The 24,883-nt window shown below is 61.5% G+C and carries 22 protein-coding genes; 12 read left to right on the top strand and 10 right to left on the bottom strand.

The window, feature by feature from the left end:
* Positions 1-19 precede the first annotated feature (19 nt).
* Positions 20-433 (bottom strand): DUF1801 domain-containing protein, encoded by a 414-nt coding sequence (locus AS189_RS18140; RefSeq protein WP_062292127.1) that lies wholly within the window; start codon positions 431-433, stop codon positions 20-22.
* Between the two features lie 197 nt (positions 434-630).
* On the opposite strand from AS189_RS18140, the gene glsA reads away from it, so the two are divergent.
* The gene (gene glsA, locus AS189_RS18135) at positions 631-1,656 is read left to right on the top strand and encodes a glutaminase A (RefSeq protein ID WP_062292124.1); all 1,026 of its coding nucleotides are present in this window, start codon (positions 631-633) and stop codon (positions 1,654-1,656) included.
* 57 nt (positions 1,657-1,713) lie between these two features.
* Here glsA and AS189_RS18130 read toward each other — a convergent pair whose 3' ends face one another.
* A complete protein-coding gene (locus AS189_RS18130; protein WP_062292122.1) occupies positions 1,714-2,298 on the bottom strand; it encodes a MarR family winged helix-turn-helix transcriptional regulator in 585 nt (194 codons plus the stop codon).
* Between the two features lie 108 nt (positions 2,299-2,406).
* Here AS189_RS18130 and AS189_RS18125 point away from each other — a divergent pair, with 108 nt between their 5' ends.
* A complete protein-coding gene (locus AS189_RS18125) occupies positions 2,407-4,707 on the top strand; it encodes an MMPL family transporter (RefSeq protein ID WP_082634428.1) in 2,301 nt (766 codons plus the stop codon).
* 98 nt (positions 4,708-4,805) lie between these two features.
* On the opposite strand, the gene AS189_RS18120 is transcribed toward AS189_RS18125, so the two are convergent.
* The 5 genes from AS189_RS18120 to AS189_RS18100 form a co-directional block, all read right to left on the bottom strand.
* Positions 4,806-5,654, bottom strand: coding sequence for a PRD domain-containing protein (locus AS189_RS18120; RefSeq protein WP_062292119.1), 849 nt, complete (start codon positions 5,652-5,654; stop codon positions 4,806-4,808).
* A 78-nt stretch (positions 5,655-5,732) separates the two neighbouring features.
* A complete protein-coding gene (locus tag AS189_RS18115; protein WP_062292112.1) occupies positions 5,733-7,163 on the bottom strand; it encodes a glycoside hydrolase family 1 protein in 1,431 nt (476 codons plus the stop codon).
* Between the two features lie 54 nt (positions 7,164-7,217).
* The gene (locus tag AS189_RS18110; RefSeq protein ID WP_062292109.1) at positions 7,218-9,116 is read right to left on the bottom strand and encodes a beta-glucoside-specific PTS transporter subunit IIABC; all 1,899 of its coding nucleotides are present in this window, start codon (positions 9,114-9,116) and stop codon (positions 7,218-7,220) included.
* A 410-nt stretch (positions 9,117-9,526) separates the two neighbouring features.
* A complete protein-coding gene (locus AS189_RS18105; RefSeq protein WP_160320871.1) occupies positions 9,527-10,393 on the bottom strand; it encodes an HAD-IIB family hydrolase in 867 nt (288 codons plus the stop codon).
* A 99-nt stretch (positions 10,394-10,492) separates the two neighbouring features.
* Complete coding sequence (locus AS189_RS18100) at positions 10,493-10,753, bottom strand: metal-sensitive transcriptional regulator (protein WP_062292101.1); 261 nt, start codon at positions 10,751-10,753, stop codon at positions 10,493-10,495.
* 105 nt (positions 10,754-10,858) lie between these two features.
* Between AS189_RS18100 and AS189_RS18095 the strand changes: the two genes are divergently transcribed.
* From AS189_RS18095 to AS189_RS18085, 3 genes are read left to right on the top strand one after another with little or no spacing between them, the layout of a single operon-like run.
* Positions 10,859-11,038 (top strand): hypothetical protein, encoded by a 180-nt coding sequence (locus AS189_RS18095; protein ID WP_062292098.1) that lies wholly within the window; start codon positions 10,859-10,861, stop codon positions 11,036-11,038.
* 22 nt (positions 11,039-11,060) lie between these two features.
* The gene (locus tag AS189_RS18090) at positions 11,061-12,779 is read left to right on the top strand and encodes an FAD-dependent oxidoreductase (RefSeq protein ID WP_202814152.1); all 1,719 of its coding nucleotides are present in this window, start codon (positions 11,061-11,063) and stop codon (positions 12,777-12,779) included.
* Positions 12,780-12,839: 60 nt separating this feature from the next.
* On the top strand, positions 12,840-13,556 hold the full coding sequence (locus tag AS189_RS18085; RefSeq protein ID WP_062292092.1) for an SRPBCC family protein: 717 nt from the start codon (positions 12,840-12,842) through the stop codon (positions 13,554-13,556).
* Between the two features lie 64 nt (positions 13,557-13,620).
* Here the strand turns inward: AS189_RS18085 and AS189_RS18080 are convergent, their stop codons facing one another.
* Together AS189_RS18080 and AS189_RS19680 are read right to left on the bottom strand one after the other, a co-directional pair.
* Complete coding sequence (locus AS189_RS18080; RefSeq protein ID WP_062292090.1) at positions 13,621-14,325, bottom strand: FG-GAP repeat domain-containing protein; 705 nt, start codon at positions 14,323-14,325, stop codon at positions 13,621-13,623.
* 20 nt (positions 14,326-14,345) lie between these two features.
* Positions 14,346-15,242 (bottom strand): CAP domain-containing protein, encoded by an 897-nt coding sequence (locus AS189_RS19680; RefSeq protein ID WP_160320870.1) that lies wholly within the window; start codon positions 15,240-15,242, stop codon positions 14,346-14,348.
* A 228-nt stretch (positions 15,243-15,470) separates the two neighbouring features.
* On the opposite strand from AS189_RS19680, the gene AS189_RS18070 reads away from it, so the two are divergent.
* From AS189_RS18070 to AS189_RS18060, 3 genes are all read left to right on the top strand, one after another.
* Positions 15,471-16,595, top strand: coding sequence for an alcohol dehydrogenase catalytic domain-containing protein (locus AS189_RS18070; RefSeq protein WP_062294041.1), 1,125 nt, complete (start codon positions 15,471-15,473; stop codon positions 16,593-16,595).
* Positions 16,596-16,871: 276 nt separating this feature from the next.
* Positions 16,872-18,263 carry an MFS transporter gene (locus AS189_RS18065; protein ID WP_062292082.1) on the top strand — a complete coding sequence of 464 codons (1,392 nt, stop codon included), beginning with the start codon at positions 16,872-16,874 and terminating at the stop codon, positions 18,261-18,263.
* A 3-nt stretch (positions 18,264-18,266) separates the two neighbouring features.
* Positions 18,267-19,049, top strand: a complete 783-nt coding sequence (locus tag AS189_RS18060; RefSeq protein WP_062292076.1) for a 3-hydroxybutyrate dehydrogenase — start codon at positions 18,267-18,269, stop codon at positions 19,047-19,049.
* A gap of 134 nt (positions 19,050-19,183) precedes the next feature.
* Here AS189_RS18060 and AS189_RS18055 read toward each other — a convergent pair whose 3' ends face one another.
* On the bottom strand, positions 19,184-20,092 hold the full coding sequence (locus AS189_RS18055) for a LysR family transcriptional regulator (protein WP_062292072.1): 909 nt from the start codon (positions 20,090-20,092) through the stop codon (positions 19,184-19,186).
* A gap of 180 nt (positions 20,093-20,272) precedes the next feature.
* On the opposite strand from AS189_RS18055, the gene mmsB reads away from it, so the two are divergent.
* The 4 genes from mmsB to AS189_RS18035 are packed head-to-tail and all read left to right on the top strand — an operon-like array spanning position 20,273 to position 24,832.
* Complete coding sequence (gene mmsB / locus AS189_RS18050) at positions 20,273-21,190, top strand: 3-hydroxyisobutyrate dehydrogenase (RefSeq protein ID WP_062292070.1); 918 nt, start codon at positions 20,273-20,275, stop codon at positions 21,188-21,190.
* Positions 21,191-21,199: 9 nt separating this feature from the next.
* A complete protein-coding gene (locus AS189_RS18045) occupies positions 21,200-22,693 on the top strand; it encodes an aldehyde dehydrogenase family protein (protein WP_062292067.1) in 1,494 nt (497 codons plus the stop codon).
* Positions 22,686-23,930 carry a CaiB/BaiF CoA transferase family protein gene (locus AS189_RS18040; protein WP_062292065.1) on the top strand — a complete coding sequence of 415 codons (1,245 nt, stop codon included), beginning with the start codon at positions 22,686-22,688 and terminating at the stop codon, positions 23,928-23,930. Before AS189_RS18045 ends, AS189_RS18040 begins: the two co-directional genes overlap by 8 nt.
* Positions 23,927-24,832, top strand: coding sequence for an enoyl-CoA hydratase/isomerase family protein (locus AS189_RS18035; RefSeq protein ID WP_062292064.1), 906 nt, complete (start codon positions 23,927-23,929; stop codon positions 24,830-24,832). Before AS189_RS18040 ends, AS189_RS18035 begins: the two co-directional genes overlap by 4 nt.
* The last annotated feature ends 51 nt before the right edge of the window (positions 24,833-24,883 follow it).

The raw sequence follows: 24,883 nt of genomic DNA, 5'->3' as shown, positions 1-24,883 counted from the left end.
CGGCTGAGCCCGCTGGCTCTTAGCCAACCGCCTTCTTCAGCAACGCCACGAGCTTCTTCTGATCGGCGGCGGTCAACTTCGTCACGGCGTAGGCGTTGGGCCAGAAGTTGCCGTCGTCCAGTTGCGCATCGGGCTGGAAACCAATGGTGGCATACCTGACCTTGAACTTAGCCGCGGCCTGGAAGAACACCACCACCTTGCCGTCGGCGTTCGTGTAAGCGGGCATGCCGTACCAAGTCTTTGCGCCCAAGGAGGTGTTTTCTTGAACCAGGCTGTGCAGAGTCTGCGCCAGCTCGTGATCCGTGCCGGTCATGTCCGCGATGGCAGCCAAACACGTAGCCTCCATGTCCGCCCCAGCCTTGGCGGCCTTGGCCTCGGCTGCAGCGGCTCGCATCGCTGCCTTTTCCTCTTTACTAAAGGTGGTGTTGACCATGGGACCTTGTCCTTATCTTTGGGTTGAGTGGTTTGCTCTAGGCACCCAACATTAGGGGGCCGCCGTCGTCCTTGCTTCTTGAATCCTGCTCGGAATCTCTGCAACTCTCAATACTGGCGCCACAATCCGCCACGCACCGTCGCCCCGATGTATATTTCAGGGGCCGAGAGTCAACCCCCAGCGGTGAGGAATCCGACGTGTTTGCAGCAGATGTCCAAAACGTTCCCCAGGAAGCATTCACCGGCTATCTGCCCACAAAGGATCGGGTGGATGATCTCGTGGCCCAAGCCCACCAACGCTACGCCGGCCACACAGACGGGACGGTGGCCGACTACATTCCCATCCTTGCCGAAGCCAATCCGAACTGGTTTGGTCTGGCCCTGGTGGGGATCAATGGCAGCACCCACCTGGCCGGCGACGTGGATGTGCACTTCTCCATTCAGTCCATTTCAAAGGCCTTTGTCTTTGCCTTGGTGTGTGAGTCGATCGGGCATGAGGCGGTCCATGAGCGCATTGGCGTGAACAACACTGGCCTGGCCTTCAACTCCGTCATTGCCGTGGAGCTCAATAATGGCAGTCCCATGAACTCCATGGTCAATGCCGGCGCCATCGCCACCACAGCCATGATGCCTGGTGATACTGCGGAGGAACAGTGGGGAGCCGTGCGCTCGGGCCTCTCCCGTTTCGCCGGGCGTCAGTTGGAGATTGACGACGGCGTCTACCTCTCGGAAATGCGCACCAACAAACGCAACCGCTCGATTGCTGGCCTGCTCGACAGTTATGGCCGCCTCGAGAAGGATCCGCTGGAAACCGTCGATGTCTACACCCGGCAGTGCGCCCTGTCGGTGACGGCGAGGGATCTTGCCGTGATGGGTGCGACCCTGGCCGACGGGGGAGTGAACCCTGTGACCGGTGAGCGAGTGGTCTCGGCGGATGTCGCCCGAGACACGCTGTCTCTTTTGGCCTCCTGCGGGATGTATGAGAAATCCGGCGAATGGCTGTTTGAAATTGGGCTGCCAGCCAAATCCGGTGTTACCGGCGGCATTATCTCGATCTCGCCCGGCAAGGGAGCCCTCGCCACGTTCTCACCACCACTGGACTCGGCTGGCAACAGCGTCCGCGGCCAACGGGCCTGCGCCTTCCTATCCCGCGCCTTGGGCCTGAACTTGTTTGCCTCCAGCGCTCACGTTTCTCATCAGGATGGATCTCTCACTCACAGCTGAGGCCTCTTCTGTGGTTCGCAGTTCCAGGCTTTGCCCCTTGAAGTGGCCGCCTGTGCGTTAGCCCGCAGTTGCTTCCGGCTGGGCCCACTGCAGGTTCTTGATGGAGAGTTGCTCCGCCATGTCATCGAGGAAACGGATCACCACTTCACGCTCGGCGGAGTTGAGCCGGGCGGCCGAATAAAAGCGCTTGGCTTGCTGGCGGCCCACCGTGTTCATGGCTGATTCGCGAGTCACATCGGTGATGGCAATGGCCAAGGCCCGACGATCGCTGGGATGCGGTGAGCGGGTGATGTGCCCCGCCCGCTCTAGACGGTCCAGCAATTTGGTGGTGGACGCCGTCGAAATTTTCAGGTGGGCGGCAATGGCGCCCGGGGTGGTGACAGTGCCCGTGTTGGCGGCAACAATGAGGTAATGCAGTGCGCGCATGTCCGTCTGATTCAGCTTCATGTACTTCAACGACGCGTCGGAAAGCAGCTGCTCCGCTTCGCGCAAGCGGCCCAGTGCGGCCATCACCGAACCGATCTGACGCACATCCTCGGGGTCCATGGCGGAGCGATCCACAAGCTTGCTCGCGGGGTCGCTGGCATCGACGTCGTAAATGCTCGGCGGCAACGCTGTGTTTGCTGCCTCGGTACTTTCCATACGGTGATTCTATCCTGATTGAGGTATAACCGCCTCAGCTTCTATCATGCTAGGATATTTGCTAGCTAAGCGAGATTAAATTGCGGCACGACCACGGAGAGTACGGATATGAGCACTGCGGAGAAAACTGCCAAGCGGGGCGAGCACAAAGGCGAGCACAAAGCGCCGCGCAAAATCGCCAAATGGGTGCGCATTCTTTTGCCTACACTCCTTATTGTGGGCTGGCTGGCAGGGGCTGCTGTTGGTGGGCCGTACTTTGGGCGGGTCAGTGAGGTTTCCTCCAACGACCAGACCACATACTTGCCGTCCTCCGCTGATGCCACTCAAGTGCAGAAGATTTTGAGCGAATTCCGCGCTTCGGATGAAATCCCGGCCATTGTGGTCTTCGCTGGAAAAGACAAGCTCACCCCCGAGCAAATTGCCAGCATCTCTTCCGAAGTTAAGGCACTGACGGATATTGCCGGGGTGTCAAAGGACATCTCCCCGGCCATTCCTTCCGAGGATGGCAAGGCTCTGCAGGCATTCGTTCCCGTCCAGGCAGACTCCGAAATTGGTGACGTGGTGGCCGAGATTGGTGACACGCTGCGCTCCACGGCGCCCGACGGCGTGAGTGTTCACGTCACCGGGCCTGCCGGACTCACAGCCGACCTCGTTGCGGGCTTCGCCGGAATTGACGGCATTCTCTTGGGCGTGGCGCTGCTTGCCGTTTTTATCATTCTGATCTGTGTTTACCGTTCCCTCTTGCTCCCCGTAGCGGTGTTGGCGACCAGCATGTTTGCCTTGTGTGTTGCCCTCTTGAGCGTCTGGTGGATGGCGAAGGCTGGCATTTTCATGCTGAGTGGCCAGACGCAAGGCATTTTGTTCATCCTGGTGATTGGTGCGGCAACGGACTATTCCCTCCTCTATGTGTCTCGCTACCGTGAAGAGCTCCGTATGACCAGAGACAAATGGTCTGCCAGCATCCAGGCCATCAAGAAGTCCGCTGAGCCCATCGCAGCCTCCGGAGGAACTGTCATTGTTGGCCTGCTCTGCCTGTTGTTCAGCGACTTGAAGTCAAATAGTTCGCTGGGCCCTGTGGCGGCCGTTGGTATTGTCTTCGCCATGCTCTCGGCGCTCACATTGCTGCCCGCGCTGCTGTTCGCATTCGGCCGGGCTTCCTTCTGGCCGCGCCGCCCGAAGTATGAACCGGAAGTTGTTGCTGCCGAGCATGGCATGGCAACCAAGGGCATCTGGGTCAAGCTGGCTCGTGGCATCAAAAAGCGTCCGCGCACCATCTGGATCGTCACCTCCTTGATCCTGATTGTGGGCGCCATGGGTGCCACTCAGCTCAATGCCAATGGCGTGCCCCAATCCGATTTGGTGTTGGGCGCCTCCGAAGCCCGCGACGGTCAAGTGGTTCTGGGCGAGCACTTCCCCGGTGGTACCGGTAGCCCGGTGCTGGTTGTTGTACCCAAGGCTGAACTTCAGGAAACTGCCAACGTGTTGCTGGGCATGGACGGTGTGGACGGTGTAACTGTTGTAGCGGCTGACTCGCCGAGTGGCGCCGCGACGGTGACCGCCGAGGGGATCCAGGCCATGGGCGCTCCGGGCACCCCCGCTCCGGAAGCTACGGTGGTCAACGGAGACATCATGATTCAGGGAACGCTGGTCTCAGCGGCAGATTCTGACGCCGCGGCCGACGTCGTCCGTACTTTGCGCGACAACCTCGCCAACACTGTGCCAGATGCGCTGGTTGGTGGTGTCACGGCGACGGCCATTGATACGAACGATGCCTCAATTCACGATCGCAACTTGATCATTCCCGTGGTGCTCGGAGTGATTCTGCTGATCCTTATGTTGCTGCTGCGCTCCGTGCTGGCTCCGGTCATCTTGATCCTGACCACGGTCCTGTCCTTTGGAACCGCGCTAGGTGTTGCGGCGCTGGTCTTCAATGGCGTGTTCAAGTTCCCAGGTGCCGATCCTGCGGTTCCCTTGTTCGGCTTCATTTTCCTGGTGGCGTTGGGCATCGATTACAACATTTTCCTGATGACACGCGTGCGGGAAGAATCGCTCAAACACGGGACTCGCGAAGGCATTATGCGGGGGCTGGTGATCACCGGCGGTGTCATTACCTCGGCCGGTCTGGTTCTTGCCGCCACGTTCTCGGCCCTGGCCGTCATCCCCATTCTGTTCTTGGCGCAGATTGCCTTCATCGTGGCCTTCGGTGTCTTGCTCGATACCTTCGTGGTGCGCTCGGTGCTGGTTCCGGCGCTCACTTACGATATTGGCAAGAAAATTTGGTGGCCGTCCAAGTTGGCCCGCATGACTGACGAAGAAGTGGCCAAAGCTGAGGCGGCGTCAAACCTCGCCGAGGATGAAGCCGCGGCAAAGGAAGCCAACCATGAGAAGGCGATGCTCGCCGGGAAGTAGCTGCGCTACCGCCAAGCCTGCCCGTGGGCAATTGCATCATCGACACGGGCAGGCTCGAGCCGTTGGCTGTTCAGCCCCGGCGTGGCGGAGCGGACTGTTTAGTCCCGGTTTTCATCCATGAGCCGGGCAACGTGGAGCGTCAGGTAGGTGGCCTCGTCTTCTGTCATGGGGTCGCCAAGCCGGAGCTCCAGGACGCTTTGAAGTTTGAGGGCTGTGGAGTAGGCCTCCGGGTAGGAATCCCGAATGGCAGAGCCCAGCTTGCCGGCGCCTTCCTCCAGCTGTTCTCCAGAGGCGGCCCGCACAAAGAAATAGCGCAGGTGGGTGATGAAGCGGGCGGAATTGACGGTTTCGCGGTCAATGGGCCGGCCGGTGGCTTGCTCCAGAACGTCGAAGAGCTGGGCAAAAACACCTGTCATTTGGTAGGTGAATGACAAGTCTCCTGCGGTGAATCCGGCATTGACCAGATGCATAGTGATCGAGACGGCCTCCCCATCAGACAGTGGCGAATCGAGGGTGGCGTTGACGTACGCCAGAATCCGCCGGGCTGCCCGTAGTTCCGCGGGGTACAGGTGCGAGACCTCAGCCTGGAGTGGGTACTCGAATTCAATGCCGTTCTGCAATCGCTTGATGGCAAAGCTGAGGTGATCTGCCAGGGCAACCGTCAGGACAGCGCTGCGGCGGATGTCCATTTCAGTGCGTCCGGCGTCCAAAGCTTTGTCTGCGAGGGCAAGAATTTCCGGCGAGAGTGATGCCACCATGGCGCCCAAGGAGTCTGGGCTACGGCCGTCTTCGGGCACGAAAGTGCGGATCACCGCCGTCGGATCAATGCTTTGGCCAGGCTTGGCCTGAAACCCCAGCCCGCGACCGGTCAGGATCACCTCGCGGCCGTCACCGCTGGTTTCGCGGGCAAGGACAACGTTGTTGTTGAACACACGCAGGATTTCCATGCCGCTTACCCTGATTCTTCGAGCCGGAAAGTGTGAATTGTGGACAGGGCGGGGCCTGTTCGGCCCCGCCCCTTGCAGCTAGCTTAGCGTTGCGCCGTTGCTGGAAATGACATTCTTGTACCACTCGAAGGACTTCTTCGGGTACCTATTGAGGGTTCCCGATCCGTCGTCGTTGCGGTCCACATAGACGAATCCGTAGCGCTTGCTCAGCTGCGCGGTGGAGGCGCTGACAACATCGATGCAGCCCCAAGACGTGTACCCCATGACCTCGGCGCCGTCGGCAATAGCCTCGCGGACCTGCACCAGGTGATCGTTCATGTAGTCAATGCGGTAGTCATCTTCCACCGTCTTAACGCCATCGACCTCCACGAGCACATCCTTGGCGCCAATGCCGTTCTCCACAACGAACAGCGGCTTCTGCCAGCGCTCCCAGTAATCATTCATGACCACACGCAGGCCCTGCGGATCAATTTGCCAGCCCCACTCCGAAGCCTCCAAAGTGGGGTTGGGCACGCCGCCCATGATGTTGCCCGGACCCTTGAGCGCAGCCGGATCGGCTGTCTCGCAGACGCTCATGTAGTAGCTGAAGGAGACAAAGTCCACCGTGTTCTTGAGGTCCTCGCGGTCCTGCTCGGTGATATCCAGCGCGATGCCGTTGTCGCGGAAGTAGCGCAGCAGGTAGCCGGGGTAGGCGCCCCGAACGTGGATGTCGCCAAAGGCGTAGCTGCCGTGAGCTGTGTCCATGGCCTTGACCACGTCATCTGGAGACGGGGTCAACGGGTACACCGGCATGGCCAGGATCATGCAGCCAAGCTGCGCGCCAGGCGCGATCTCCCGGGCCAGCTTCGTCACGCGCGCCGAGGCGACGAGCTCGTGGTGGATGGCTTGGTACAGGTCCGTCTCGGACAGCTCGGCCTTCGGCGTGGGAATGCCGCCGGAGAGGAACGGCTCGTGCAGGACCGAGTTGATCTCGTTGAACGTCAGCCAGTACTTCACGCGGCTGCCGAAACGCTCGAACAGCACGCGGCTGTAACGTTCGTAGAAACCGATCATGGCACGGTTGGTCCAGCCGCCGTACGTGCGGGCCAGGTTCAACGGTGTTTCGTAGTGGCTGATGGTCACGAGCGGTTCGATCCCGTGCTTTTCCAGTTCGTCCAGCACCCGATCGTAGAACGCCAAGCCTTCTTCGTTGGGCTGCTCGTCATCACCGTTGGGGAAGATGCGGCTCCAGGCGATGGAGAAGCGGTAGGTCTTGAAGCCCATTTCGGCGAACAGGGCAATGTCCTCGGCGTAGCGGTTGTAGAAGTCAATCGCCACCTGCTTGAGGTTATCCGGCGTGGGACCTTCGGTGGGAGGTGTGGTGATGCCCTGCGGCATGACGTCCTGAATGGACAGGCCCTTGCCGCCGGTGTTGAAAGCGCCCTCGACTTGGTTGGCTGCCGTTGCGCCGCCCCATAGGAATCCCTCAGGGAATGCTCCGGTGGCGGGCTTGGTGATTGCAGTGTTCATGGTGCTTTAGTCCTTTCGGTACTGAGTGTTCAAAGTACTAAGTGTTCAAGGTGCTTAGAGTTCGATGTCCAGGGCCGGGACGCCATGATCCATGTGCCCTTCGCCAACAGGCACCACGGCGGTCAGCTTCTTGGTGTTGGTGACCACCATGATGGTCATGTCGTTGAATCCGGCCTCCTTGATCTTGGCGCGGTCAATCGTGGCCAGCAGATCGCCGGCTTCCACGCGCTGGCCGCGAGTCACGGCGGCCGTGAAGCCCTCGCCCTGCATCTGCACGGTGTCGATGCCGATGTGCACCAGAACCTCAACGCCGCTGTCAGTCTTCAGCCCGTAAGCGTGCCCTGTCTTCATAGCGACCTGAACGGTACCCGAAACGGGGGAGTGGACCGTGTCCTGCTCGGGGATGAAGGCCAGCCCGGTTCCCATGGCCCCGGATGCGAAGACCTTATCTGGCACCTCTGAAAGTGCGACGGCGGTTCCCGTCACCGGTGCGAGGACTACCACGTTGCCGGTGACTTTCTCAGCTGCCACGTCCGTCTCGGAAGTAGCTCCGGCGGTGACGCCGTCAACAGCGGCGTCGCGAGATCCGGCGTCGACCGTGTCAGGGGTCTCGCGAGGGCCGAAGAAGAAGGTGAGCAGGAAGCCGATGGCGATGGCGATGGCAGTACCCACCAGGAGGGTTGCGAAGCTGCCGAAGCTGGTGAAGGCGGGCAGACCGATGAGGGACGGGAACACGAAGGCACTCGCTGCGCTGCCGCCGATGGCTGCGATGGCGCCACCAATTGCGCCGCCGATGATGCCGAAGTAGAACGGCTTCTTCAGAGGCAGGTTCACGCCGTAGATGCCGGGTTCGGTGACGCCGGCCAGGAAGCCGGAGAACGCGGCGGGGGCGGCAACTTCACGGCGCTTGGCGCTGTGTGAACGGATGGCAATGGCCAGCATGGCGGCGGACTGGGCCAGAACGGCAGGAACCAGAGGAGCCATCATGACGGAGTACCCGGTGGTAGCGATCTCGTTGATCATCACTGGGACCAGGCCCCAGTGCATGCCGAAGACCACAAAAACTTGCCAGAAGCCGCCCATGACGGCCCCGGCCAGCCACGGTACGGACGTGAACATGGCGGTGATGCCGGAGGAGAGACCGTTGGCCAAGAAGATCGTGGCCGGGCCAACTGTCAGCAGGGTCAGCGGGACCATGATGGCCATGGCCAGCAGCGGCGTCATGAAGTTGCGGATGGCCGAGGGCAGGGCCTTGAGCAGGAATCGTTCCAGATAGCCCAGGAGCCAGACGGCGACAATGACCGGGATGACGGAGCTGGTGTAGTTCATGACAGCAAACGGGATCCCGACGAAGTCCGACTGGGTGCCGTTCAGCGCCACGATGGAGGGGTAAACCAGAGCGCCGGCGATCGCCATGGCCGTGAACTGGTTGGCCTTGAAGCGCCTGGCGGCCGTGATGGCTAGGAACAGGGGGAGGAAGTAGAACAAGGCGTCGGCGGCCGCGTTCAGGATCACATAGGTGGAGTTCTCGGCGGACATCCAGCCGAAGGTGCCCGCCATGCTCAGGAAGGCCTTGAACAAACCGGCGGCCGCCATGGGCCACAGGATGGGCTGGAAAATGGCTGAAACCATCTGAATGAAGCGGTTGAAGACGTTACCCTTGGCGGGGGATTCCTCAGCAGGGCTGTCATCCCCGCCGAAACGGCTGATCTTGCCCATTTCCGCGAAGACCGTGGGGACTTCATTGCCGATGACCACCTGATACTGGCCGCCAGCCTTCATCACCGTGATGACGCCGGGGAGCTTTTCGACTGCGGCCGTGTTGGCCTGTGCGTCGTCGCGCAGTGTCAGGCGCAACCTCGTGGCGCAGTGCGTTGCCGTTGCGATGTTCTTTTCCCCGCCGACACCCTCCAAGATGTCTGCGGCCAAGGTCCGGTAATTCACGGAAGCCATGGCAATCCTTTCTGTCCATTGACGTCATTCGGGCACAAAAAAAGACCCAAGACGTGCGCTTTCGCGGGTCTCAGGTCTTGCCTCGTAGCCGAGTAACAATCCTTACAGGCAACATTGCCTGCAAGGATCAGCATACCCGTGATTAGCGTCACGGGCAACTTCACGGCCGGATCAGGCCCGCTCCGGTTCCGGGGACTTTGGGCCGGATACCGTCAACGCCCTGAGCCGGACTTTGTTTATACGCACGCCGCGCGGCTGAACTTGCGGTGCAGTCACTGTGGCGCAGCTACGGCGCCTCGAGTTGCGTATAACCAAAGTTTTGGAGGACGCGGCCTGGTTTATACGCAAGCCACGCCCGGTGGGCTCGCGTATAAACCAAGTCCTTGAGGCTGGAGTGGGGCGTTTGCCGCTCAGCGGACCCTGGAGAGCAGGCCAAGTTCGGCGAAGGCTGCTGCGATCCCGTTCTGGCTTGGCGGTAGGGCTGTGCGGTCTGCGATGGCGAGCAGTTCGGGGGAGGATCCCTCAATGGCCACGCCAAGGCCCGCGAAGGCCACCATTTCCAGGTCATTTTGACCGTCACCGAACGCAATGGATGCTGATTTGGCAATGTCGAAGTGGGCAATGACGGCTGCAACGCCGTCGGCCTTGCTGATGCCGCGCTGGAAGAGTTCCCCGGCATGCGGGCCCTCGGCGGCAATGGAATTTGCGACGACGTCAATGTCACCACCGATTTCCGCCACGAGCTCCGCCATGGGGACAGGGGATTCAAAAACGGAGATCTTGGCGAAGGTGGTGGTGCTCAGATCGGCACGGACAGTCAGTCCGGCGAGGATGGCGGAGGATCCCATGGCGCGGTCAGCCGGGGCGCTGGCGTAATGGGCGGCGATGTGTGCGCGCAAACGGTCCTCGCCAGCTGGTGTCACGAAGGTGGCCTTCTGTGATTCGAGCACGTAGACGGCGTCGTGGGCCTCCAAGGCGGCCAGCGCCCGGGTGCGGAGATCAGCGGGGAAGCGCTTGTCCACCAGGACCTCCCCGGCCACCTCAATGTAGGCGCCGGCGCTCGCAACCACGCCGTCAAATCCGGCGCCCATGATGCTTTCGGGAAGCATTGGCAAGGGGCGGCCTGTGCAAATCAAGACCTTGTGGCCGGCCGCACGGACCGCCCTGACGGCCTCCACGTGAGCCTCCGGGACCACCCCGAAATCGGCATAGGTGCCGTCAACATCAAGAAAAATGGCTCGGGTGGTGTGTGCAGTGGCGAGAATGTTGGCGTTCATGATCACGGAGTCTACCTGCGTCAGATGAATGCGCGATGACCGGGTGCCTCCAGTTTGGTCCATGTGCCCGTCAGTTGCTCTCGTCCACGTGCCCGTTCGCTACGCCAGGGACAGGAACAGCTTTTCCAGCTTTCCGCTGTCCAGTTCTTCGCCTTGGCCTGAGGCCAGGCACTCCTTCAAACTGCCAGCAACCAAACCAAAGCCAGCACGGTCCAGTGCTTTTCCGACGGCGGCCATCTGCGTGACGATGTCCTCGCAATCGCGGCCATCTTCGAGCATGCGAATGATGCCAGCCAATTGTCCATTGGCGCGGCGGAGTCGGTTAATGATCGGTTTTGAAGCTTCCTCAGACAGTTGCATGATGCCCCTTTGTGGTTCTATGTCGTGTTGACAGCATACCCCCGGGGGTATGTATTCTGGAAACAGCAGATACCCGTGGGGGTATCGCAAATGAGGAGACCAGCCATGTGCCGTGCCGTGAAATGCCGTTCCTGCAACAAGACCACCTGGGCGGGCTGTGGCAGTCACGTGGATGACGTCATGCGCCACATTCCCAAAGCGGAGCGCTGCTCCTGCGACCCGAACGTACCGGCGGAAGCTAAAGAAACGTCCGGCTGGTTCGCCAAGATCTTCGGCGGAAAGTAAACACACCGTGACCTCGAATCAATTGCGCGTTGTCATCGTGGGCGGTGTGGCGGGTGGCATGTCTGCTGCCACCCGCCTGCGTCGTAACGACGAAAATGCCGTCATCACTGTCTTTGAACGCGGCGAGCATGTCTCCTTTGCCAACTGCGGCCTGCCCTATCATGTGGGCGGAGTCATTGCCGAGCGCGATGCTTTGTTGCTGCAAAGCCCGCAATCGCTGAAGTCCCGCTTCGCTATCGATGTGCATACTCGCCATGAGGTCACCGCTGTGAACGCGGCACAGAAGACCGTGACTGTCCGCAATCTTCTCACCGACGAAATTTTTGAGCAGGCCTATGACGCCCTCGTTTTATCTACCGGAGCCAAGCCAGTGCGGCCCGATCTGCCCGGTATTGAGCGTGCCCACACCCTGCGCGACGTGGCCGATGTAGATGCCATCATGGCAGAACTTACGGCCATGGAAGCCGGTTCCAGTGTGCCTTTGCATGCCGCGATTCTTGGTGGCGGTTTCATTGGTCTGGAACTGGCCGAAAACCTTGCCCTTCGTGGCGTGGAAGTGACGTTGCTGCAGTCAGGTCCGCAGATCCTGGCTCCGCTGGATCCTGAAATGGTAATGCCTGTGGTGGAACGGCTGATGGCCAATGGCGTGAAAGTCCGCACGAATGCGGTTACCTCCACCGTGGAGAAGTACGACATTATCCTCACCGACGGAACGCGCATCGCCGCGGACCTAGTGGTCACCGCTGCTGGCGTGCGCCCGGAAAGCTGGCTGGCGAAAGCTGCCGGCTTGGCGGTGGGTACCCACGGGGGAGTGGTTGTGGATGAATCCCAGCGGACCAGTGACCCGTTCATTTACGCAGTCGGTGACGCGGCTGAAAAGCGCGACGCCGTTTCCGGTGAACCGACGCTGGTGCCGCTGGCACAAACGGCGAACCGGCACGGGCGCCTCGTGGCGGACGTCATCACGGGCCGGACCGTGCAGTCGGCCGCGGTCCTGGGCACCGCCGTCGTCGGTGTCTTTGGCCTGACCGCAGCCATGAGCGGCTGGAATGAGAAGCGGCTGCGGGCTGCCGGGCGGGCGTACCGGGCCATCCATTCGCACCCGGCAAACCACGCCGGCTACTACCCGGGTGCCACGCAAATGTCCCTGAAACTGCTGGTGGATCCGGTCACAGACGCCATTCTCGGCGTGCAGGGCGTGGGTGGCGACGGCGTGGACAAGCGCATCGACGTCATCGCGACAGCCATGCGAGCCGGCATGAGAGCCAGTGAACTTGCTGACCTTGAGCTGGCTTATGCGCCGCAATTTGGCTCGGCCAAGGATCCCGTGAATATGCTCGGGATGATCGCTGACAACCTTGCCGCGGGCGTAGTGAGCACGGTGCAGTGGCATGAACTCTCCGACGCCGTGGCCGCCGGCGCACAGCTGGTTGATGTGCGTACTGCCGGTGAATTTGCCGCCGGAGCCATTGCTGGAGCCGTGAATATCCCGGTGGACGAACTGCGTGAACGGCACGGTGAGCTGCCCGCCGGACCCTTGGTGGTCCACTGCGCGGTGGGTCAGCGCGGCAATACGGCGGCGCGGATTCTGGCGCACCTGGGCTTCACCGTCAGCAATCTGGACGGCGGATTCCTCACCTGGCATAGGGGGATGCGGGCCCAGATCTCGATGGGTGGAGCGGACTTCGGGGCTGTGGCGCCGCGTGCGGCTGACTCAGAAGCGGCAGCCGTGGCTGGATAGGACGGGACAGAGGATCTGGGCACAGCAGATTCTCAGTGTAAGAAGTGCAAGACTTGAGCCATGACGAGCAAAGAGTTCAAGATCGTGCATGAAACGGAGATTGAGGGTACCCCGGAGCAGGTATTCGAGGCCACGCACGGGGCCACATCCGGGTGGATGTGGCCCATGGAGGTTGAGCCGAAACTCGGCGGCGCTGGTCCATTTGGCAGCACCGTCACTGTGTGGGACCCGCCGCACCGCTACGCCAACCGGATGGACGGCGAGGGCGGTTTCTTCAACCAGCTCGAGTTCGATATTTCGGAGTTACCGGACGGTAAATCGTGGCTGCGGTACGTCCACAGCGGCGTTTTCTTCGAGGATTGGGACAATCAGTACGCTGCAGCCGCCAAGCACACCGCCTTCTACCTGCACACCCTGGGCCAGTACGTGCAGTATTTTGCCGGTCGCCAAGCGGCGTTCGCGGACGTGCAGGGGCCCGCGGCTTCCTCTGGGCCTGAGGCTTTTGACGCGGTCAAACACGCGTTGGGTATTCACGACGCCGGAGCCGGGGGACATGTTTCGCTCACCATTGCGGGGATAGGAACCGTTGATGCCGTGGTGGATTACCTCGATGAGAACTTCGTAGGGTTGCGCACCGAGGACGCCATGATCAGGTTCTTTGGACGCAACGCCTTTGGCGCCGTAGTGGGCATGACGATTCATCTCTTTGCCGACGGTGCCGACGCCGAAGCGGCCGGCACAGCGTGGGGTGCGTGGTTGAACGGACTGTACGCATAAGACGTTCCCGCCGGGGCCAGCCGATTCCGTTGGCGCCGCGGTGAGGCTTACGGTGCGGGTGGTTCTAGCTGCCCAGCTTCAGGGCTTGCCAGCCACCTGTGCCGATCTGCAACTTGGCGCCCCACGAGTTGCGAAGGACCGGGTAATAGAACAGGTTGCCGTTGGTGGAGCGGGCTAGGACACCGTAGCTGCCTGCTCCCACATGTCCGGCAATACCAGAAATATGGCTCATGGAGCTCCAGCCGGTCCCCACCACTCGGCGCGCTTCACTGATGAATCCGCCCGTACCAGTGCCGCGGTACAGCAGCATCTGTCCTGAGCTGGTGCGCGCGAGCAGGTCTTGCTTCTTATCGCCATCAAAGTCAGCGGCAAGGATGGTCAAGGATCCCCAGCCTGATCCAATCTGCTGGCGGGTCCCAAACCGAGTGCCGTCTAGGTTTGGATAGAGGAACAATTGCCCGGTAGCGCGGTTTTTGGCGACGATGGAGGGATACGCCGAGCCTGATTTCCACTGAGTGATGACCACGTCATACTGGGCCCATCCTGTGCCGATCGTTTGCGCAGTCTTCAGGGTGCCGTTGGCTTGGCCGAAACTGATTGTGAGCCGTCCGTCCGCCCATACCGCGAACAAGTCCTGGCGGCCGTCGTTGTTGGAGTCCGCTACGGTTAGCTGCTGAACTCCGGCCCAGCCTGCGGAGATGAACTTGCTGTTCCACAAGTCACCGCCCTTGGCCGAGGGGTAGGCATAGAGGTTTCCGGCGGAGTTCACAGCGGCAATGTCGCCCGCTGCTAAGACGGGGCCAGACGTCGGTGCTGGGTGGTCGGCGCGGGGGTCGGTTTGGCCGTCGCTGGCACAGTCGGTGCTGGGGTCGGCTCGGGCGTCGCCGGGTACCTGGCCAGGTTTCCTGCGACCACCGTCATGCCGCTCCAGCCAGCTTTTGTGGTCTTGACGTAGCCCAGCCCAAAGTCGGTGAATCGCTTATCCATCAGTGCCGCACGGTGGCCAGGGGAATTCATCCACCAGTCAACAATCTGTTCGGCCGTGTTGTTGATGCCGATGATTTCCGAGTACGTGTCAAAGCCGGCAGGGAGGATGGACGTGCCGTAGTCCGGGCGATGCAACTTGGCGGTGTCCAGCGTGTCAGCGTTAATTTGCCCGTTCAGTTTCAGAACCCACTCTTGTGAACCAGTGCTAATCGCCGTGTTCAGAACCAGTGGGGCTGCGCCGTTTTGGGCCCGGTAGACGTTGGCCCTGGCCAGTACCTTCGCCACAAAAACGTCATTGGCGTTGGGGACGTAGAAGCCGGCCAGCGCGCGGGCTACAGGGCTCTTGGCTGGTTTGGCCGCTGCGGGGTCTGCCGTCACGATGGGCGATGACGAGGCAATGGCCGACTTCGTTGCACCAGCTTGGCCCGGCTCGGCACCCGCGCTGGCGGCCGGCGTCGCAATGGACGGCGTGGACGTCGTCGCAGGCGTCGGTGTAGCTCCCGCGCCGAGCTCGGCAGAAGCGGCAGGTGCGGGATCCGCCGTCGTACTTGAGGCCGCAGAGGCACTCGGGGCCACAGAGGAAACGGGTGACGGGCTAGAGCTGGCAGGCGGAGATTGTGCCAATGCAGGGGATAAACCCGAGGCCGCTAGGACGGCCGACGCCGCAACGGCGCACAGAAGGCCAGAAATTTTTCGCATGGTGAATCCCCCAGGGACTGTGATGGATCGTGGCAACTCGAGACAAGGATGCTTTTTCATCCTATCCGGGCCGTCAATATCTCCTGGCTATCTTCCGGTTTTGCTGCCCGCAACGGCTAGGATCACTTCAAAACCATTGGGTGGGCCAGATCACTGCGATTTTGGCCGCCGCATCGAAAGCCATGATCGAAAGCCATGAAGGGTCAACGCATGACTGAGAAAACATTGATGACAAGCGCAGTTCTGCGTACCTGCACAGCCACTCGGCCCTATGCGGACAGCGCGCCGCTGGTGCTGGAGCAGCTTCCCATCCCGGTGCCGCGCGCAGGCGAGGTGCTGGTCAAGATCGAACGCGCCAGCCTGTGCCACTCGGACCTGTCCGTCATCAACGGCTCCCGGATCAGGCCGCTCCCCATGGCTTTGGGGCACGAGGCCAGCGGAACCGTGGCCGGCGTCGGGCCTTCCGTGGAGGGTGTGGCTCCGGGTGACCGCGTTGTCCTGGTGTTTGTCCCCAGCTGCGGCAGTTGCAAGGCGTGCGCCAGTGGCCGGCCGGCGCTGTGCCATCGCGGCGCTGCGGCCAATGCCAGCGGCGATCTCCTGCACGGCGAGGCTCTGCTGCGCTCGCAGTCGGGGGAGCGCATCAACCACCATTTAGGTGTGTCGGCGTTCTCGGAATATGCGGTGGTGGCTCGCGAATCCGTGGTGGTGATTGACGACGACGTCCCGCTGGATATCGCTGCCATGTTTGGTTGTGCTGCCCTCACCGGAATTGGTGCCGTCATCCACTCCGCGAAGGTCACCTCGGGCCAAACCGTGATGGTGTTCGGCATGGGGGCGGTGGGTTTGAGTGCGGTCATGGCGGCCGTTCAAATTCCTTTCACCACTGTCATTGCCATTGATCCGCTGCCGGAAAAGCAAGCTCTGGCGCTGCGCTGCGGCGCACACTTCGCCGGGTCCCCGGATGAGGCCGCCGGGCTGGTCGAGGAGCACTCCGGCTTTGGTGCAGATGTGGCCATCGAAGCAGTCGGCAGCGCCAAAGTCATGGAAACCTGCCTGGGGTTGCTGGACCGCGGTGGTGCGCTGGTCTCGGTGGGGCTGCCCCACCCGGACCAGATGCTCAATGTTCAGGCGCTGCAGTTTGCCGGCACGGGTAAGCGGCTGATCGGCTCCTACATGGGTGATGCTGATCCCTCCCGCGACATCCCCGCCTACATTCAAATGTGGCGCGATGGGCAGCTGCCCATCGAGTTGCTGCACACGGACACCATGCCGATTGCGCAGATCAACGAAAGCCTCGATGCCCTGGCGGACGGCCGCGTGGTGCGCCGGCTCTTCACCTTCGGCACTGTTTAGGGCACCTGCTACTTCTCGTCGCGAGCTGCGTCCTAGCGCCAGCCTGGTCTGGGCCCGAGCGTTTCCCGAGCATTTCCACGCGATGCGCACCTAAAATACATGTGCATTTTTGCGCACCTGCTCTGCGCGAATGGTCATTGATGTTCGGGTGAGGGCGCTGGCATACTCGGAGTGCCATGCCGCGTGGTCCAGATCACAATCTGAGTGCACGTCGATCTCAGCGGGATGGCCCAGATGTCAACGTCGACAGGTGCGCCCCGGCGCAGAGGAGTAACAATGAGTACACACGCTGGGCCGACACAATCGGCAAAGGACTCTGGTCTGCGGAAGGTTGTTGCCGCCTCCATGGCTGGAACCGTGGTGGAGTGGTACGAATTTTTCCTCTACGCCACAGCCGTCACCTTGGTGTTTGGCAAGATGTTCTTCCCGAACTCCGGCTCCGAGCTCGACGCGATCATGGCAGGTTTTTTGACCTACGCCGTCGGTTTCGTGGCCCGGCCCATCGGTGGCATCGTCTTTGGCCACTTCGGTGACAAGTTTGGCCGCAAGAAGCTCCTGCAGCTCAGCATCATCCTTGTTGGCGTCTCCACATTCCTCATGGGGTGCCTGCCCAGCTTTGGCCAGGTTGGCTACTGGGCACCGGCACTGCTGGTGGGTCTGCGCTTCATCCAGGGCTTCGCTGTCGGTGGGGAGTGGGGCGGGGCCGTCCTCCTGGTTGCCGAGCACAGTCCCAACAAGTCCCGTGGTTTCTGGGCCTCGTGGCCGCAATCCGCAGTCCCGCTCGGCAACCTTCTGGCCACCGGTGTTCTGCTGACTCTCTCTTCCGTCCTCACCGAAGCTGCCTTCCTGGGCTGGGGTTGGCGCGTGGCCTTCTGGCTCTCAGCTGTGATCGTGCTGATTGGCTACTACATTCGCACCAAGGTCAGCGACGCCCCCATCTTCCTCGAGGCCCGCGAGCAGATCGAAGAAAACCCCGAGGCCGGCTACGGTGTGTTGGAAGTTCTCCGCCGCTACCCCCGCGGCGTGTTCACCGCCATGGGTTTGCGCTTCGCCGAGAATATTCTGTACTACCTTGTGGTCACGTTCTCCATCACGTACTTGAAAATCATCGTCGATATCGATACCTCCCGAATCCTGCTCCTACTGCTTGTAGCGCATGCCATTCACTTCATCGTTGTGCCGCTGGTGGGTAAGCTGTCCGATGCTATTGGACGCCGGCCAACGTACATGCTGGGTGCCATTACTGGAGCTACCTGGGGCTTCTTCGCCTTCCCCATGATGGACACCAAGGACGATCTGATGATCCTTGCCGCCGTCACCATCGGCCTGCTCTTCCACGCATTGATGTACGCCGGACAGCCCGCCATCATGGCCGAAATGTTCCCCACCCGTATGCGCTACTCCGGCGTTTCGCTGGGCTACCAGGTCACCTCGATCGTGGCCGGCTCCATGGCACCGTTTATTGCGACCGGGTTGGTGGAGCACTACAACTCCTCCGTCCCCGTGGCCCTGTACCTGCTCGGCGCCTGCATGGTCACAGCCGTCGCTGTCATCTTCCTCAAGGAAACCAAAGGTGTTTCCCTCCAAGACATTGACGACGCCGATGCTGCCGGAACGCTGGCCCTGGGCCGTGCCGCTGCGGCCAAGTCCGCAACAAGGATGGGCTAGCTGATGAATGTTTCTGCCGTCGGAGTTGCTCCGGGTTTGCCGCCAAGCTCGCTAGCCGGACGCCGCGCACTTGTCACCGGAGGTGCGGGCGGTCTGGGGGCCGCTTGCGCCAGGGCCTTGGCAGCTCAGGGTGCCTACGTCATCGTGGCCGATCGCGATGCCGCCGGTGCTGCCGCAGTTGCCGCCGAGGTGGGCGGGGAAGCCTGGCACGTGGACCTGCTGGATACTCAAGCGCTGGAATCCTTGACGCTGGAGGTTGACATTCTCATCAACAATGCCGGGATTCAAACCATTAGCCCCATCGAGGACTTTGACCCGGCAGCGTTTCGGCGCATCGTCACCATCATGCTGGAGGCGCCGTTCCTGCTGATCCGAGCGGCCCTGCCACACATGTATAAACAAGGTTTTGGGCGGATTGTCAATATGTCCTCGATTCACGGATTGCGAGCCTCGGCTTTCAAATCTGCCTATGTGTCGGCAAAACACGGACTCGAAGGCCTGTCCAAGGTCACCGCCCGCGAGGGTGGGGTGCATGGGGTGACCAGCAACTGTGTCAACCCCGGCTATGTCCGCACATCCCTCGTTGAAGGGCAGATCGCCGACCAGGCTGCATCTCACGGCATCCCTGAAGAACAGGTAGTTTCTGAGATTATGCTGGCCAAGAATGCCATCAAACGGCTGATTGAGCCCGAGGAAATTGCGGGGTTGGTGGCCTGGCTTGCCTCTGACCAGGCCGCCATGGTCACGGGTGCCTCCTATGTCATGGACGGTGGCTGGACCGCGTAAGCCCCCTGGCGCAGACCATAGCGCAGCAATGGCTGGAATTTCATGAACGCTAGCGCACTACCTGCGTTAGCGTTCGGAGTTTTCCAGCCATTGCTTCGCTAGCGTTGTTGGGGCGATGCTGGGCGCGGGGTCTATCAGTCTGGCAGGAGTTGCTTTCGCATTCGCCGGGTCTCTTGGATGAACGCTGCAAGGACGGCCTGCACGGCGGGGGAGCGCATGGACTCTGGCCTGGCAGCTGCCCAATATTGCACCACTTGCCGCACCTCGTTGGGCAGTACCTGCACAAAGTCCTCCCGCCCCTCCACCATGAAGGCCGCAATCATGGCGATGCCACCATTGGAGCGGACAGCCTCGACTTGAGCAAAAACACTCGTCGATTGGAAGTACGCAGAACCAGCAGGGAGCGCGTCTCGCTGCAGGGCCAGTTCCGAGACCTGCAAGGTGGAATCCACATAGGAAATGAAGGGGTGATGGGCTAATTCGGCCACGGTTGTGGGCATCTCATTCTCGGCGGCGTAACCCGGTCCGGCGTAGAGGCGCAGCACGTAGTCAGTCAGCAGCATGGTTTCGGAGCGCCCGGCCTCAACGGTTCCGGGAACCACCTCAATGTCCACCCCGGACCGGTTTTGGCTCAGGCGTCGAGTGGCACTGAGCAATTCCACGCGCAGGAGCGGATGCTGCTTTTGCAGTCTGATGATGGCCGGGGTGGCGATGCGGGCGCCGAAACCATCCGAGGTACTGACCCTCACCACCCCGGAGAGGACGTCGGCCCCTTCCCGGAGGCCGGTACTCAAGGTGGTCAGGCTCTTTTCGATGCCCTCGGCGGCCGAAACAGCTGCCCGGCCTAGCTCCGTCAGTTCCCAGCCCTGTGGGGTCCGCTCCAAGGTGCGCCCGCCAAGCTGCTTATCCAGAGCCAGAATCCGCCGCGAAACTGTGGTGTGTGTGGTTTCCAGGGCGTCGGCAACAGCAGTGAACCGGCCCAGGCGCGCCACCGTGAGGAGAACCAACAAGTCGTCAGGACTGGGAAAACTTTTGAATTCCATCGCCGATGTTCTCCATCTATATATGCAGGCACCCAGCCGCTGCCGTCTATGTGCATAGATGCACATGCACTCTGCCAATTTCGCTCTTGTTTGCACTCTATCAGGGTGTGATGCTGGTCATAGCGGCGCGAAGTTTGTGGCCTAGGACATAATGGCAAAGTAAGCAAAGGAGCTTTCATCATGGCAGTTGTGGCGTGGATTGGTTTGGGCAACATGGGCGGACCCATGACGGCCAATATGGTCAAGGCAGGGCATACCGTCCGGGGCTTTGACCTCAATGCAGATGCCCTCGCGGCCGCTGTTGGCAATGGTGTCGCAGCCGCCGCATCGATCGCCGAGGCTGTTGCCGGTGCCGACGTGGTCTTCACCATGCTGCCCAAGGGCGACCATGTTCGCAGCGTCTACTTTGGGGATGGCGGCATTCTGGATGCCGCGGCTAAGGAAACCCTGCTCATTGATTCCTCCACCATTGATATTGACTCCGCACAGGCCGTGCACGACGCCGCTGCTGCCGCCGGCTTCCGCTTTGTCGATGCCCCTGTTTCAGGCGGCATGAGCGGCGCGGCTGCCGGGTCACTCACCTTCATGATTGGCGGTGAAAGTGGTGCAGTGGCGGACGCCTCGGCCTACATTGAGCCGATGGCCGGCAACATCATTCCCACGGGTGGCGCAACCACCGGCCAAGCCGCCAAGATTTGCAACAACCTGATGCTGTTCATTAACTTGGCCTCCACCGCAGAAGGTGCCGTGCTGGCTGACCGTCTGGGCTTGGATAAGCAGGTCTTCTGGGACATCGCCTCCGTCTCTTCAGGTGACAGCTGGGCGCTGCGCACCTGGTATCCGGTGGCTGGTGTGGTTCCCACCTCAGCGGCCAACAACGATTTTGCGCCGTCCTTCACGGCGGAGCTGGCCAATAAGGATATTGGCTTGGCCATTGCTGCGGCCCGCAGCACCGATACCCCGCTGGAAATTGGCGAGCACGTCCAACAGTTGTTCCAGCGTCTCATTGACCAGGGCGAGGGCGGCAAGGACTGCAGCAGGATTGTCTCCTTGGTTGATGGGTCCCTGAACACTTCCGCCTCAGCCGCTACTGCTTAAGGAAAAGCCATGACTGATGTACAAACGAGCGCAGCAGTTCGCGATTGGCCCATGTGGATTGGTGGCGAAGAAGTCGCCTCCGTCAGCAGCGAATGGCGCACGGTGGAGAACCCCGCCCGCCGCGACACCATGATTGCCCGTGTCCCGGCAGGCAACGAAGCCGATGTGGACCGCGCCGTGGCCGCTGCCCGAGCAGCCTTCCCGGCTTGGCGCGCCCAGCATTTTAGTGGCCGGTCCAAGGCCCTGTTGGCCATTGCCGATGAGCTCGAGGAACGCACCGAGGAATTCGCCAGGCTCACCGCCCTGGACACCGGCAACGCCCTGCGCACCCAGGCCCGCCCCGAAGCAACCACCATGGTGTCCATGTTCCGCTACTTCGCCGGGGTTGCCGGGGAAGTCAAGGGCACCACGCTCCCCGCTGGCGAGAATCAGCTGCAGTACACGCGCCTTGAACCGCTCGGTGTGGTGGCGGCCATCCTGCCCTGGAACTCGCCGCTGATGATCGCCGCGTTCAAGATCCCCGCGGCCCTTGCTGCAGGGAACACCGTCATCATGAAAGCCGCCGACGACGCGCCGCTCACCATTTTGCTACTTGCCCAAGTGTGCAACAAGCACCTGCCAGCCGGCGTCGTCAATGCCATGACAGGCCGCGGCTCAGTCATCGGAGAAGCGCTGTCCAAACATCCCGGTGTGGACAAGGTTTCCTTCACCGGCTCCACCGAGGTGGGTCGGGGAGTGGCCGCCACGGCAGGTGCGCGACTGGCTCATATGTCCTTGGAGCTGGGCGGGAAGAACCCCTCCATCGTGTTCCCCGACGCGGTGGACGATGAACTCATCGACGGCCTGCTCATGGCATCGCGCTTCACACGCCAGGGTCAAAGCTGCACCGCCGGTTCCCGTCTTTTCCTCCACGAGGACATTTACGACGACGTGCTGGCGCGGCTCACTGCCAAGCTCGGTGCTTTGAAGGTGGGCGATCCGCTGGAGGAGGCTACCGACATGGGTGCCGTCATCAATGCCAAGCAGCATGCGGCCATCAGCGGCTACTTGGATGAGGGCCGGGCCACCCCCGGCATGAAGGCCGTGCTCGGCGGCAGTGCACCCACCGACGGTGCGCTGACCGAGGGTTACTATCACTTGCCCACCGTTTTCAGTGGGGCACAGAACGAATTCCGGCTGGCGCAGGAGGAGATCTTTGGCCCGGTGCTGGTGGCGATTCCGTGGAAGGAAACCTCGGAAGTGATCCGCATGGCCAACGACACCAACTTCGGGTTGGCGGCTTATGTGTGGAGCCATAATCTCGATGATGCCTTGAATACCGCCCACCAGGTTGAGGCCGGCTGGGTGCAGGTCAACCAGGGTGGCGGGCAGGTGGCCGGGCAGTCTTACGGAGGCTACAAGCAGAGCGGCATGGGTAGGGAAGTCTCGCTGGAAGGCATGCTGGCCGGGTTCACTCAGACCAAGCAAATCAACGTCCGCCTGCGCGGTGTGCCCAATGGCTAGCGAAACCGATCCCCACCTGAAGCTGCCGTTGGACGGCATCCGGATTCTGGATCTTAGCCGCGCCTTGGCCGGACCGTACGCCACGGCGCTGCTGTCAGACCTGGGCGCTGAGGTGGTCAAGACCGAAAGCATCAAGGGTGGGGACTCCAGCCGGGCCTGGCCCCCGTTCGAAAACGATCACAGCCTGTATTTTGATTCAGCCAACAGGGGCAAGCAGTCCATCGCTGTCGATTTCTATACCCAGCCCGGGCGGGAGCTGCTGTGGAAACTGGCGATGAGCGCCGACGTCGTGGTTGAAAATTTCAGGCCCGGAGTCTTGGCCACCATGGGTCTTGACCCTGATGAGCTGCGCGCGGCCAAGCCGGAGATCATCATCGCGTCGGTGAGCGGCTTCGGCGCCACAGGTCCTCTTTCCACAGCGCCTGGACTGGACCAAGTGGCCCAGGGCATGAGTGGTCTGATGTCCGTGACGGGTGCAGATGCCGATCACATGTACCGGGTGGGTGTGCCCATCGTGGATATGGTGTCCGGCATCAACACGGCGCTGGCTATTGCCGCGGCCCTAGTGGGCAGGGCCCGGACGGGGGAAGGGATGGAGGTCTCGACGTCGCTCCTTGAAACAGGGCTGGCGCTGGGGGCCTTTCAGAGCCAAAATTACCTCAGCAACGGCGAGGTTCCGGTGCCGCTGGGAAATACTCACCCCGTTTTGACCCCCTACGGGGTGTTCGCCACGGCTGACATTCCCATCATCATTGCGGTGGGCAATGAAAAGCAGTGGCAGCAGCTGTGTGTACTGCTCGGTGCGCCCGAACTGGCGCAGCGCCCCGAATACGCCACAGGGAAGCTGCGCCACGGCAACGAAGCGGTGCTCAAAACTGAGATTGAGCGGCTGCTTGCTCGCAGGGTTGCCAGCGAATGGCTCCCGGTGCTGCGTGCCGCTGCGATCCCGGCCGGACCCATTTACAATTACGAACAGGCGTTTGCCGACGAACAGGTCAAATCGCTGGGCATGGTGGAAACTGTGCTCCGTGCAGACGGAACCGAGCTGCCGCTGGTCAGGGGCCCCATTTCGGTCAACCGGCAGGCACCGCGCATCCGCAAGGCGCCGCCGTCGTTGGGGGAGGACACCATGGCCGTGTTGGCCGGGTTGAATCTTACGCAGGAGCAAATCGCCGGTCTTGTGGAGGCCAACATCGTCAAGGCGGCCCCGCGGGTCAGCGTGGAGGCGGCACCATGAGTGCCAACACTTCCAACACTGCCGAATCTGATTCTGAGGGTGGGCACAAGGGTGCCCCGGGCAGTGCTTCTGGCAGAAGTGCTCCTGAGCGTTCGGGGGAGAAGGCCGGAATGCTTCGGATCGAACACTCCGGGCCGGTGGCCATGCTCATCATGGACAACCCGTCCATGCGCAACGCCATCACGCAGGATATGTGGCAACAGTTTGAGGATCGGCTCGCGCAGCTGGAAGCCGACGATTCCGTCAAGGTAGTTGTGGTGCGTGGGGCTGGCGATCACTTCTCCGCCGGGGCAGACATTGCCTCCGTGCAGAAGATCTTGCACGACCCCGCCACCGGGCAGAGCAGTGGAGGCGACATCACTGTTGCCGAAAGTGCGCTGGCGAACTTCCGCAAACCCACCATTGCCGCGATTGACGGCTACTGCGTGGGCGGTGCCTGGCAGATCGCCGGCGCGTGCGATGTTCGACTGGCCTCCAGCCGCGCCGTCTATGGGATCACCCCTGCCAAGATCGGCATTGTGTATCCGCTCTCCGGCATCAAACGGCTGGTGGAGCTGGCCGGACCAGCCACGGCAAAATACCTGCTGCTCAGCGGTGACTTGGTGGACGCCCACGAGGCGCTGCGCCTAGGGCTAGCTACCAAGGTACTGAGCATTGAAACTCTGTGGGATGAAGTGCACGCCTTTGCGCTTCATCTGGCAGCGCGCTCGCAGTTCTCGGCGCAAGGGCACAAGGCGCTCGTCAACGCATTGAGTTCAGGGGCCAGCGCTACCGAGGTAGAACAGCTCAGCGCCTATTGGCAAGGACAGATGGCAATCAGCGACGACGCCGCCATTGGCGTAGCCGCGTTCCTGGCCAAGGAAACCCCGGAATTCACCTGGCTACGCCCGCGCGAAGACTGAGCTGTGAGCTGGCCGGCACTGCAGCCCCTCTGCTGGCGCCCCTGGGTGAGC

The sequence above is a fragment of the Arthrobacter alpinus genome (assembly GCF_001445575.1).
GTDB lineage: Bacteria > Actinomycetota > Actinomycetes > Actinomycetales > Micrococcaceae > Specibacter > Specibacter alpinus_C.
This window is presented reverse-complemented; position numbering and strand designations above follow the sequence as displayed.